The organism is uncultured Tissierella sp. (assembly GCF_902479755.1).
Classification (GTDB): Bacteria; Bacillota; Clostridia; order Tissierellales; family Tissierellaceae; genus Tissierella; species Tissierella carlieri.
Genome location: NZ_CABSQO010000001.1, coordinates 75,939 through 88,662, shown reverse-complemented (window position 1 = coordinate 88,662; position 12,724 = coordinate 75,939). Strand labels below are relative to the sequence as shown.

Sequence of the window (12,724 nt, the reverse complement as noted above, 5' to 3'; positions counted from 1 at the left end):
ATGATTATCTAGATGAAATATATAAAAATAATTTCATAGATAAATTTATGGATAAGAGTTATCAATTTATGATTGAGAACAAGGAAGAAATAAGAAGTCAAATGCTATAAAATTAATTATTGTACATTTTTTATCTTTTGATAAAGATGTTTTATTAAGTGATTGAGACACTAAGGAAATGATTGAGAGATTAAGACTAATGCTAAATAAGTTTGAGGTAAGTAGCTCAGTCTAACAACGCATTTATACAAGGGTCTAGGGTCCGGTTCAGGGACATCGAAAATACTCAGACGTTATAAAAAATGAAGATATCGATGTTGTTCATTGGGATATGGATTGATAAAATTGAGGTGTCACATAATTGTAGGAAGATATGAAGTAATAAGGAGGGTTATTATGAATTTTTCCGTTCGTTTCTCAAGTATTAAAAATATGCTTGAACTATGTAAAAAACTGACTACAGGAAACGTTGAAAGAAAGGATATAGAGAACATATTAAAACATGAAGATTATAAGTTTGAATTCGCGCGTTATAAGGGCAGGGTATCTGAAGATGAGTATACTGACTATTTACTAGATTTAAGTAATTTAAATGAAAATGATATTACAAATTTAGATTTAAAAACTCATCATAGTTACTATAAAGACTTATTAGCTAATTTGGATTTTTATAGAGAAAAATTAATCGAATTAAAGAGTTTGCTAACAACGAGTTTGTTTAACGAACAGATTTCAATTGCTTTAAAGGGATTGCCAGAGGATATAAAACTTCCAGATTCAAATTTTATTTTTACAATTGGTATAGGGCAGAGTTTTGGATATGTTTATCAGAATGGTATGCATTTCGATTTCTTGCAATTAGCCAAAGATAAAACAATTAGTGAATTTTGTTCTACTATTGCTCACGAAGTACATCATGTTGGAATAAATGCAATATATGAACAAATGGATTTAAATAATATATCTCTTGAGTCATTATTTTATCTATATTTTTCAGGAGAAGGATTGGCGGTAAAGTATTGTAACAATGCTGAAGGAATATTGTCAAAAAGTATTTACAGTGGAGTTAAAAACAAAGGGTTGGATACTTTTACTTGGAAATACTTAAATGATGATTTCTATAATACAATGACTCATTTCAGAAAAGACATAAACGATATAAGAAACAATAATATTAAATCGGTAGATGAATTGGAAAGACTCATATCACAATATTGGATGAATCCTTATACTGCAGAACAAAGTAAAGAAGAAATTCCTAAATTGAAACATTTTAGATTATACAGTTTTGGAAATGATATTTGGGGAATAATACATGATTGCTTTGGTAAAAGTGCAGTTTTTGAAACACTTAAAAATCCAGAAAAATTTCCTATGATGTTCAATAAATCATTAGATAAAATGGGGTACGGACAATTCAAAATTTAATTCTTAACTTTCTTATTATGTGAAGTATTATAGGTGGAAAGGTGTGGTCACTTCTTATAAGAGAGGCTTATCCACATCGGGAATTAAATAGTATATGGAAAGTTCGACCTCAATAAGCCCTAGAACGTTATAGGAACTGTATTAGGGGTAATTTCAATAGCAATATAATAGGTGAGTTTCTATGATTAATTCTTTTGTCAGGATTCAATGCGTTTGAAATAGCAATATTTACATTGTTATATATAGTGCTAGGATATTTATTTAAATTCATATCTAAGAAAATTTGTCAAATGTAATAAAATTTAATGTTACAAGTAAAGAAGTTGGCATTATCCTGGTAAAAGTTATAAAGTTAAAACATATTCTTTATATACTAAGAAAGAGAAATATGAGGCTGCAGCATCCCTATTGCCCTTAGCTTTGCGCGGGGTTCGGTCATAATGTTTCTGCACAAGAGTGCAGGAGGGAGAGGATAGAATGAAAAGAAATATTAACTATAAGTTGATTTTGTTATTAATAGTGCCCTATTTAGCTAGTGAAATAATTAATCGCTTAATGGGTTATGGAATTAGCTTGAATTCCTCATTATTATTAACTATTTCAAGTATACTTTTATCTTTATGGACATTTAGTTCTGTGGTTTTATGGTTTTGGGTGGGAAGACAGTTTGGAAGTTTAACAATAGAAAAAATAAAAAGTTTTATTTTAGGCAATGTTATATGGGCGATTTCATTAGCTTTATATATCTGGCAGTTTATTTTCGTAGATGATATAAATAGGAATTTTTTTGTTGCCGGAATATCACAACATTATGTGCTTGGTTTCGTAAGTTGGGGAAGTAAGGCTGTAAGTTTATTTACAAATACAATAGATGGAACCGTAGTAGTAATAGTCGCATATTTGATGATGTTTATTGTTTTTACAGTAGGATTTATTACTTCACTCACATTTAAAATAGAAAGAAAGCTTTATTAAATAAATTTTAAATTGTATAGTGACTTTAAAGATTTATAGTAAATACAACGTCTAACAAGATATTTACGTAAAGATGCACGAGGCGTAATCTTAGGGAGTTATGCACTACATTCCTTCACCGGGAGCAAAGCTTTACCAAGGCGTAAGATTTCGGTATCTGGTTCAGGGAGGGTGCAAATACTGGTACGTTACAGGCTATTCCTAAGTGAATTTTTGGTTGCTTTGGAATATTATTATTTATCTTGTAATTTTATTAAGGAGAGATATTTATGGAGAATTATATTGTCATGGAGTTATCAGAAGAATATGCTAAAGAGATTTGTAGCTGGAGATATGAAGGAGAATATTCGATATATAATTTTTTGAACTGGGATGCTGTAGTAGAGAACGGATGGGGTTTATCAATCGAAAAGAAAAGGAAATTGGAATTTATTTCAATACATTTAAATAATGAATTGATTTCTTATGGCAGGATAAGTTTAAAGGCAGATAAAGTATATATAGGAATTGGACTAAAGCCATCTTTTTGCGGAAAAGGCTACGGAAAAAATATTATGAAATTATTAATTAAAGAATGCAAAAGGAGATTTCCTAATAATACGATAGCACTTGAAGTAAGAAGTTTTAATAAAAGAGCTATTAATTGCTATAACAACGTTGGCTTTGAAATTAAAGATAAATATATGAAGAGGACCTTTAATAATTCAGAAGATGAATTTTATTATATGGAATATATAGGGTAAGAAATATTATATTATTTATAAAAAGCAATTGAGTTATACAAAGATACTAATTTAGTTAGAGTATTAAAATTGGCTAAATATAGAATTTGTGGTTGCGAAACAGCGTATAAGGATTGTTTGGGGAAAGTCCGACACAGCTAAGCTTTGGGGCGTTATACGACAGACTATGCCATGATGGTTTAATACGTAAGATATAATCAAGAGATGAATAGTTATGGATAAAAAGATTGAATCTTCCAATGCTGGAAAAGTGTGTAGAAGAGTAAATAATTTATTAAAAGAATAGGATTTTTCAACAAAACCCTCAGTCGAGATTATACGGATACAAGATGAATGAGTATACAAATACTAATTCAATTTTAAAAGATATTATTATGTCAAAATTAGAAAAAAGAAAACAAAATGGATGCAGATATCCAGATAATATTTTGGTAAGAATTAAGTTGCTTAAGCTAAACTGGATAAGTTATGAAGATGTTCTAGAAAGAGAATTCAACCTTTCAGACTTAGATGTGACAAAAGATAAGTGGGAAGAAAATGAAGGAATTGTTAGTAAGTTAAATGAAATTATTAAAAATATGTTTGCATAAGGATGCACTAAGAATCAGAATAAATTGTATAGGAGTGAAAGTTATGAAGGATAGACTTTATTTAAACACTCACAATCCAAATGCGGCGGCAGTTGCAAAAAAATTTGGGTTCGGCATTGAGTTAGATGACTATGCGTACTTTAATGCTAACATAGATTTAGATGAAGGTAAAACGTTATTTGACCGATGCGTTGGATTGATTCAGGGATGTAACAAGCTTATTTTTCATGGAGCTATTCTCGGAACGGATTTAAAGATGCTTGCAGAGGCATCTACATCAGATATTATAGCATTATACAACCAATCTTTTGCCACTGCAGAGGCTCTGGGTATCAATCATATTGTATTTCATTCGGATTATATCCCTGGGCATAGTAATAGACGAGAATGGCTTCACCGGTCTATTGCCTTATGGCAAGAATATATGTCAGACAAGCCAGAAAATTTATATATTTACATAGAAAACTTTGTGGACAATGATCCTTATATAATGGCAGAGCTTTGTGAGAAAATCAATGATAAACGGGTAATGCTTTGTTTGGATACAGGTCATGCTTGTTCTAATTCAAATGTGGATGTTGCCGATTGGATAAGCATCCTTGGTAGCTTTATCGGACATACACACATACATAATAATGATGGAAATTGGGATTATCACTGGCCGCTTGGCAAGGGTATTCTTGATATGGAGCAAATTCTCCATCTTCTTGAGGCAAAAACACTGAATACAACCTATACTATTGAAGCTGATTATTCCCTATCGTTGGAATGGCTTTTAGCACATGGATTCCTTGGAGGCTATGATTATCGAATAGATTTCCAATAGATGTTAAAATTTAGCTGCTAATTAACACCAAAAAAGTTATAATTTCGGATTTTAAGTATAATCATTAGTTTCATCTAATTAGCATTCTTTAGGACCTTTTGAGGGATTATTGGAATGAAAGATGTTACTACTTCCTATAACACGAATATTCCTGTAGGGGTGCGGATGGGAAGTCTTCGAGGTAAAGTGAACCACACCTGTGACCATAAGAGACGTAACAGATGCAATATGGATAACACACATTCCACCATATTGGGAGAAGTTAGATATAATCAGGGGTCTTTCTTAGGGATTATTTTAGAAGATAGAATCATATATAGCAATAGTATTATGAGTACTAAAGAAAACTTATTTTATATTTGTGAAGAAATATAGTGTAGATAGTTAGGTGGTAGTTATAGTAGTTTAAATACGCTTTTATAATATATGTAAGACTTGGAATACTAGATATATAGTTGTGTTTAATATAGTATTTATAGTAAACTAAGTATATAGAATAAAGTAGAATTATAGGAATGTATATAGAACTATGGAAGTAGTAAATGTGAACTGCTGATTATTTATATTAGGTGGTGGTGGTTTGAAAAAAACACTGATACTTGTAGCGGGAATGCCAGGTGCAGGAAAAACCAGATTTGCGAATTATTTATCTGAAAAATTACAGATTTCTTTAATCTGTAAAGATAAGTTAAAAGAAATAATCTGGGATAAGGTTCATTATGATACAACTGAAAGGACTGAATCAAAGATATATGCTGGATTGGCGTATGATTTATCATTTTATTTCTGCGAAATGCTTATGAGTACAGGTCAATCAATAATTTTTGAAAGTAATTTTACAAACGCTGGTGTAGATATATTCCAACCAATGGTGCAAAAATATGGTTATAAAGTTATTACTGTCCTTTTTGACGGAGATTCCCAAGTAATTCACAGACGATTTGTTGAAAGAGATGTAACAAGCGAAAGACATCCAGGTCTTGTTTCTAATGGTTTTTTTGATGATTTTGAGGTGTTTAAAAAAGCGGCTCAAAATTGTGGCAGTTTCAAATATGGAGATGTTATGATTTATGTTGATTCAACAGATTATTCAAAAATATCTTATGATGATTTAATAGAGAAAATTTTATCACACAAATAGTGAGCGTGAACAAAATAAGCATAATCTATAGTAAACTTAATGCACAATATTCTTCTATGGCGAATTATCTACAAAGTTATTAACATGTTATACACAATTAAATAAATTATAGACTACATAGATTATATGTAGTCTATGTATAAAGTAAGTAAAGCCAATCAGTGTATAGGAATGTACACTAGATATGTGAAGAAGGTGATATTTTGAATATACTGATTTATGGTGCTGGTGTAATTGGAAGTATTTTTGCAAACAAGTTGTCTTTGTCAGGGGAAAACGTCACTATACTTGCCAGAGGAGACCGGTATAGTGAAATAAAAAGTAATGGCGTTGTTCTTATAAATCCTAAAACTGGGAAAAGAGAAGTTGCCAAAGTGAGTGTGACTGAAACACTTGAGCCTAATGACGTTTACGACTATATATTTGTAGTTATGCAGAGAACACAAGTTGAAGATGTTTTGCCGATTTTATCTCAAAACAAATCATCCAATATTGTCTTTATGGTTAATACAGCTTTAGGCTATGCTGACTATGCAGATAAGATTGACGAAAAGCGAATTATAATAGGATTTCCTTCTGCAGGAGGGGAACGAAAAAACGGAGAAGTTCACTATTTTATTGGCAGAGGTTTGATGCGTGCTTTTCAAACAACTACATTTGGAGAGTATCATTGTCATAAAACAGAGCGTGTAAAACAAATTATTAAAATGTTCAATCAAGCAGGGATTCCATCTGTGTATTGTAATAACATGGATGCTTGGCAGAAGACACATGTGGCAATAGTGACAAGCATAGGAAACTCATTATATGGTTATAAATGCATCAATTATGAATTGTCAAAATCATACTTTGATGTTGCCATAATGGTAAAAGGCATCAAAGAGGGTTTTTCGGTACTGAAGACATTAAAAATTAAGGTTACTCCGCCAAAGTTAAACTATTTTAAACTTCCCACTTTTTTGCTTGCTAGGATTTTTAAAATTGTTATGGGAACACAGCTTGCAGAAGTAACTATGGCAAAGCACACATCAGTTGCTCGAGAAGAAATGATATACCTCCAAAATGAATTTGATGAGCTGATTAAGAAGAGTATGATAAATACTCCGAATATCGATAAATTGCGAATTAATTTATACAAACAAAATGAACATAATATGTGTAACTTATGATAAACTCTTGTATCTTGTAAAAGATTATAGTTATCAAAAGGTATTTAATAAGTTAAAGTGTATCCTATAGAAGAGACTTTTTTAATATCTACTCTATAGGATACATTTTGCTTTTATATAAGCCTTTTTTATTTTGTCGAAATTTGTATTATGACAATTTTTAAAAAAATAGAGGAATATGTAGAGGGGTGGCGAATAAGTAATATAGTATGAAAGTAAGGAGAGAAAAATAGATAAACTGTGGGGTGATAATATGGCATCAAGTAAGCCGGCTGTTTTTTTGGGAAATTTGTATTTGCAGATAATATTGCCATTTGAGTTAATATATAAAATCTTTATTCGAAGATGTGATACCATAAATGAATATGTTTTATTAGCAATATATGTACTCGGGATATTCTTTTTTCTTTTTTCTTTTTGCTATTGGGAATATACGAATTTTTATCTTAGATATATATATTACTTCTTAATAATAATTGGCATTCTTTTGATTATTTATAGAATTATATTTACTCCAAACCTTGCGTTTGGTGAATTAAGCAACCTAATTAATCGATCTGAAACATTTATTTGGATTATAGTTTTTATTATAATTGATACTAGTATTATCTTAAGTAAAATCAAAAAAAAGAACTGCTTTAGCTTAGCCTTTCCCTTTAAAAATGGTCAATTTTTAGTTATTGATGGTGGAGATGGCAAGAAGTCTTATTTTAGCAATTATCATTACTATGGATGGAAAAGAAAAAATATAAAAAATTACTATTCTATGCGCTTTGCTACAGATATAATAAAATTGAATAAATATGGTTTTGCAAAAAGGAAAATACTATCATCATCTAATGAGGACTACAATATTTATGGAGAAAGAGTATATAGTCCTGTAGAAGGTGAGGTAGTAGAAGTAATTTTAAATGAAGATGATAATATTCCATATGGGAAATTACCCAATAAAAGTGGGAATCAAATTACTATCAAGAATGGTAATTATTATATATCTTTATATCATTTTAAAAAGGACACTATTGTAGTGAACCTTGGACAAAAACTGAAGGTAGGAGATTACCTTGGGCAAGTTGGTAATTCAGGGTATTCGTCAAGATCTCACTTTCATATTCAGGTTGTATATTCTGAAGATAATAATTATTGGTTAGGAAAAGGTATTCCAATAATATTTAATAATAGGTACCCTGTGAAGAATTGTTTAATTAATGCTTAGAATCTTATTAAAGGAGTTCTTGTCCTCGTCCATGGATCTAAGGCAGGAGTTATCTAATGACAGTAAATGTTGCAGATACAGGAGCATTAAACGACAGAATCAGAAATTTAAGTACTGACCTAAATTAATATATCTTGGATAACTGGGCCCAAAATAGTGGTTTACTAAATTTAAAGGATTATAAGCCAAAGAAAATAGGATGAGACTTTCTAGTTCAATAAAATGCAGGTATGATATTTTATGAAAACATAGGAAAGGAGAAAAAGAATGAAATTAGGAGAGGTTTGTTTAGAAACGAATGATGTAATTAAAATGGCTGACTTTTATAGAAAGATATTAAATATTTCTTCAGACTGTAAAGATGAAGAGCATCAGTTCATTATAACTGAAGGCACAACACTAACTGTTTATAACAATGGAGAAGTAAAGAACAACCAAAATCATAATATAAGCTTAGCTTTTACTGTTGATGATGTAGAAGAAGAATATAAAAGATTATTACATTTAGGGATAGATATAATTGATGCTCCTAAAATACAGCCATGGGGAGCAAAGAATATGCATTTTTGTGATCCAGATGGTAATCATGTGTATTTTAGAAGTATACCAAAATAATTGTATTGTGAAGAAATATTAAATCTACAGTAAACAAAGACTTAAAACAAAATCCATTAGGTGTGAATTTTTAAATGCATTATCAAGTAATGGGAGAACACTAGAGTTATATAAAAGCATAGGATTTAAAATTGTACAAGCATAAGATTTTAGAAAACTAATATTTTACTAAATTAAAATAAATAGGAGGAGTTAATAACATGATTCAAACAATAGTACATATAGCTTTAGTAGTTAGAGATTATGATGAGGCAATAGAGTTTTATACTGAGAAGTTAAATTTCACATTAGTTGAAGATACTTATCAGCCGGAACAAGACAAGAGATGGGTAGTTGTATCTCCCCCAGGTTCGATTGGAACCACAATATTACTTGCGAAAGCATCAAAGACTGAGCAGGAATCATTTATTGGAAATCAAACGGGAGGAAGAGTGTTTTTATTTTTAAATACTGATGATTTTTGGAGAGATTATAATGAAATGATCGCAAGAGGAATTGAATTTGTAAGAGAACCTAAAGAAGCTCCATATGGAACTGTTGCTGTCTTTAAAGATTTATACGGTAACTTATGGGATTTATTAGAGTTAAACGAAGATCATCCAATTGCTAAACGAATGAAGTAAAACTTTAAATATCTTTAGTGTTTATTGGATTTTGGAATTATATCACAACTAAATCTAAGGCAAAATAAATACTTAGATATTGGCAGGAAGGATTATCAGTAAAAGATAATAGATTGTTGAGTAATGTCTTAGCATTATTTGGAGATTTTGTAATTATGATAGGTTATGATTTGCTTTTGCATTAGGTAAAAATATGATTTGAGGTGATTATTTTAAATACTATAAAAAATGACTGGAATAGTCAAAGGCTTATTATAGAAAATGTAGATGGAGAATACCAAATTTCTTTATCTGATATAATTAAAAACTCTATAAATATATTTAATGATAAGAACTATAAGAAAATACTTGATTTGGGTTGTGGAACTGGAAGAAACTCTTTGTTTTTTGCTCAGCATGGATTTGAAGTCTTTGCTTCAGACATTTATGAGAAACCAATAGGTATATTGAGAGATAAAGTAAATAGAAAAAATATATCCAATATAGACATATGTAATTTTAGTTTTCAAGATATTTTATTTGAAGATAATTTCTTTGATGCTGTTGTTTGTACATCAGTATTACATCATGCAAAGCTTAAGGATATTGAAAGGGGAATAGCAGAAATATATAGAGTATTAAAACCAAAAGGATGTCTAATTTGTGATATGTTATCAAAAGATGATTTGTCATATGGTTTAGGGAAGGCTATTGAAGAGAATACTTTTATTGGATCTAGAGAAGGAGAAGAAGGAATTCCTCATCATTATACTGATATAAAAGAATTAAAAAAAACATTGGAAAAATTTCATGAAGTTAATATTTACACAAATGAGTATATTATTGATGGATTAAATGGTAAGGAATATTGTTCAAAAGTATTTGATGTTATTGCATTTAAGTAGAGAATATGAATTTCCCCTGGAAGTGTAAGTATATTCTTAGGGGTTATATGTTCCGTTATTTTATTACTAGGAGCAAAGCTGAATTTTGAAAGATGGAAATCTAATATATAATGCTATTAAATTTAAGAAAGATTAAGGAGTGAAGAAATGCCTTTTCCAATGACTCATTTACATATTGCATATAACATATTAAGTAATACACCACAAATTAAGAAACCTTGTGACTTCATGCTGGGTGCCATTGCGCCTGATTCCGTTCACTTTCGTGATAATTATGTAAGTGACATGAAAAAGATAAGTCATCTGTGTGCTGGGAATGAAAAGTGGGGAATGGTCACAAACAATCAAGAATGGTTAGAAAATGTACTTTCTTTTTTAGAAGAAAATAAGGATACAGAGAAAGCTGATTTTATATATGGATACTGCTCTCATATAATTGCTGATATACAAAATAATATAAAAATATGGATGCCGTTCCAATTAGAAAATAAAGAAGCTTTAGAAAAAGGTATGGGAAGCATCTATCATCAAGAATCAAATAATGTGGATTATGCACTATACCTATTGCAGCCACAGCAGAAAATAATATGGGAGATACTTAAAGATGCTAATGGATATGATATACAGAATGTTGTAGACCTCCGTGAAATTAATGAAATAAAGGATACTATTTTACGAAGTCAATTTATAGATAGGGAAGATGTGGACATGTCTTCAAATAAGTATGTTACACTTTCCAATATGCAAAAGTTTATTTCTGTGGAATCCCAGTATATTAGAAAGCTTTTATACCAAAACGATTAAGTGCAAATGCTGAACATGTTTTGAGTTTTTATCTATGTGAGCATTTTGTGTAAAGTAAATAATTGAAAGGGGAAATTTATGAATAGATTAGAAGGTGTTCGTAATATTGTTGATAAAATTTTAATGGAACAACTAGATTTAGAAGAAAGACGTTGTGGATATGTCCATTTATATGGTGTATCTACTATTTGTGGTCTTCTTGCATTGAAACGTGGATTAGATGTTGAGATATGTTCAGTTGCAGGGATGCTCCATGATATTTGGAGTTATAAAGCAGGCTATAGTGTAGACCACGGAAAATTAGGATCTATTGAAGCGAGAAAAATCCTAAATGAGATTAATTGTTTTAGTGAAGAAGAAATTGATATTATTTGTAGTTCAATATTTAGCCATAGTAACAAACAAAATATAGATGATGCTTATTGTGAAATACTTAAAGATGCTGATGTACTTCAGCACTATTTATATAATACCAATCTTTCTATTAATGAAAATGAGAAGGATAGATTGAATATCTTATTTAAAGAATTAGGACTTAATTTATAGTTTTTATTATTAGTATTTTGAGATCTTGTATTTACTGTAGACTAATAGGTAGATTTATAGGCTGTCAGTTTATAGTAGGAGAACTGTGTAAAGCAAAACATTAATTATTAGATTTAAGATACCAAAGGAGAATTATTACAAGATGATAGAACGATGCATTATGATATTTCCCGAATTTGACAATATAAAAATCATTGATGAAGTAAGAGAGAAATATGATCCGCTAGCAAGTCGTGTTAGGCCTCATATTACACTTGTGTTTCCATTTTATAGTGATATAGGCTCAGACAAATTGAAAGAGCATATAGAATATGTCTTGTTAAATACAGGATCTTTTAAGATAATACTTAAAGGTATTACACCGGTACAATCATTTGGAAATTATCTTTTTCTTAACATTGAGATTGGTAGAGAAGAAATATATACTATTCATAAAAAACTTTATACAGGAATATTAGAACCGTATTTTCCACAGTGGCTGAGAGATGGTAAATATTACCCGCATATGACAGTGGGCAAGATAGAAAATGAGGAGGAATATAAAGCTGCGATTCTTGAGGTAGATGATATAAGTGATACTTTTGAAACTATGGTAAATAGGATCAGTGTAGAGATTATAGATGAGAATCAAGATTCAATAATAGAGATGGAAATAGAGTTGAGGTAATTTGTGTTATTTGAAAAAATATTGAAAGCTTATAAGTAGGGATGTGGTTTAATGGATGTTGGCAAATTAAAACGTAAGCTAAGGCAATTAAAGAAAGCCGAAGATAAAATTCGTTTTGAGTATGTTGATGAGGGATTTTCTAAAAAATATGTATGGGATGAATACTTTTCTACAAAATTAATTGATGATATGACAGTTAAGTATCCTATTTCTAAACTACTTAATTTACATAAGCAGGAATTGAAGGAGGTATTTGAAGAATACTTTTACAGTGTATATTTTCAAAAGTACAAAGATATTGGACTAGACTTTGATGAAATTCAAGATCCTAGTGTCTTAGATTATTTTGGGTTATCTCTAGGAGCTTCTGTTGATGATATAAAGAAGAAGTTCAGGGAGTTAGCTAAAAAATATCATCCAGACCATGGGGGAAATAGTGAGAAAATGATTGAGGTATTAGATGCCTATAATAGATTAATGAATAAGGATTATTGAAC

16 protein-coding genes are annotated in these 12,724 nt (G+C 30.1%); all 16 read left to right on the top strand.

All coding sequences use genetic code 11. From position 1 onward, the window contains the following. The first annotated feature begins 396 nt into the window (after positions 1 to 396). Positions 397 to 1,428 carry a DUF5700 domain-containing putative Zn-dependent protease gene (locus tag RDK80_RS00480; RefSeq protein ID WP_308523134.1) on the top strand — a complete coding sequence of 344 codons (1,032 nt, stop codon included), beginning with the start codon at positions 397 to 399 and terminating at the stop codon, positions 1,426 to 1,428. A 477-nt stretch (positions 1,429 to 1,905) separates the two neighbouring features. Beyond that, positions 1,906 to 2,403, top strand: coding sequence for a hypothetical protein (locus tag RDK80_RS00475; RefSeq protein WP_308523133.1), 498 nt, complete (start codon positions 1,906 to 1,908; stop codon positions 2,401 to 2,403). A 269-nt stretch (positions 2,404 to 2,672) separates the two neighbouring features. Continuing rightward, positions 2,673 to 3,146, top strand: coding sequence for a GNAT family N-acetyltransferase (locus RDK80_RS00470; protein ID WP_308523132.1), 474 nt, complete (start codon positions 2,673 to 2,675; stop codon positions 3,144 to 3,146). Between the two features lie 374 nt (positions 3,147 to 3,520). Then, positions 3,521 to 3,736, top strand: a complete 216-nt coding sequence (locus RDK80_RS00465) for a hypothetical protein (RefSeq protein WP_308523131.1) — start codon at positions 3,521 to 3,523, stop codon at positions 3,734 to 3,736. Between the two features lie 43 nt (positions 3,737 to 3,779). Then, positions 3,780 to 4,562 (top strand): sugar phosphate isomerase/epimerase, encoded by a 783-nt coding sequence (locus tag RDK80_RS00460; protein ID WP_308523130.1) that lies wholly within the window; start codon positions 3,780 to 3,782, stop codon positions 4,560 to 4,562. 114 nt (positions 4,563 to 4,676) lie between these two features. Next, positions 4,677 to 4,937, top strand: a complete 261-nt coding sequence (locus tag RDK80_RS00455) for a hypothetical protein (protein WP_143598518.1) — start codon at positions 4,677 to 4,679, stop codon at positions 4,935 to 4,937. A 205-nt stretch (positions 4,938 to 5,142) separates the two neighbouring features. After that, on the top strand, positions 5,143 to 5,703 hold the full coding sequence (locus tag RDK80_RS00450) for an AAA family ATPase (protein ID WP_308523129.1): 561 nt from the start codon (positions 5,143 to 5,145) through the stop codon (positions 5,701 to 5,703). 203 nt (positions 5,704 to 5,906) lie between these two features. Continuing rightward, positions 5,907 to 6,872 (top strand): 2-dehydropantoate 2-reductase N-terminal domain-containing protein, encoded by a 966-nt coding sequence (locus RDK80_RS00445; protein WP_308523128.1) that lies wholly within the window; start codon positions 5,907 to 5,909, stop codon positions 6,870 to 6,872. Between the two features lie 253 nt (positions 6,873 to 7,125). Then, positions 7,126 to 8,088, top strand: a complete 963-nt coding sequence (locus RDK80_RS00440; RefSeq protein ID WP_308523127.1) for a M23 family metallopeptidase — start codon at positions 7,126 to 7,128, stop codon at positions 8,086 to 8,088. A gap of 267 nt (positions 8,089 to 8,355) precedes the next feature. Then, positions 8,356 to 8,703 carry a VOC family protein gene (locus RDK80_RS00435; protein ID WP_308523126.1) on the top strand — a complete coding sequence of 116 codons (348 nt, stop codon included), beginning with the start codon at positions 8,356 to 8,358 and terminating at the stop codon, positions 8,701 to 8,703. A gap of 200 nt (positions 8,704 to 8,903) precedes the next feature. Continuing rightward, complete coding sequence (locus RDK80_RS00430) at positions 8,904 to 9,326, top strand: VOC family protein (RefSeq protein WP_308523125.1); 423 nt, start codon at positions 8,904 to 8,906, stop codon at positions 9,324 to 9,326. Positions 9,327 to 9,529: 203 nt separating this feature from the next. Beyond that, positions 9,530 to 10,210 (top strand): class I SAM-dependent methyltransferase, encoded by a 681-nt coding sequence (locus RDK80_RS00425; RefSeq protein ID WP_308523124.1) that lies wholly within the window; start codon positions 9,530 to 9,532, stop codon positions 10,208 to 10,210. Between the two features lie 147 nt (positions 10,211 to 10,357). Beyond that, positions 10,358 to 11,014 (top strand): zinc dependent phospholipase C family protein, encoded by a 657-nt coding sequence (locus RDK80_RS00420; protein WP_308523123.1) that lies wholly within the window; start codon positions 10,358 to 10,360, stop codon positions 11,012 to 11,014. A 78-nt stretch (positions 11,015 to 11,092) separates the two neighbouring features. Further along, on the top strand, positions 11,093 to 11,560 hold the full coding sequence (locus RDK80_RS00415; RefSeq protein WP_308523122.1) for an HD domain-containing protein: 468 nt from the start codon (positions 11,093 to 11,095) through the stop codon (positions 11,558 to 11,560). Positions 11,561 to 11,702: 142 nt separating this feature from the next. Next, on the top strand, positions 11,703 to 12,227 hold the full coding sequence (locus RDK80_RS00410) for a 2'-5' RNA ligase family protein (protein WP_308523121.1): 525 nt from the start codon (positions 11,703 to 11,705) through the stop codon (positions 12,225 to 12,227). Positions 12,228 to 12,278: 51 nt separating this feature from the next. Beyond that, positions 12,279 to 12,722 carry a DnaJ domain-containing protein gene (locus tag RDK80_RS00405; protein WP_308523120.1) on the top strand — a complete coding sequence of 148 codons (444 nt, stop codon included), beginning with the start codon at positions 12,279 to 12,281 and terminating at the stop codon, positions 12,720 to 12,722. Positions 12,723 to 12,724: the final 2 nt, after the last annotated feature.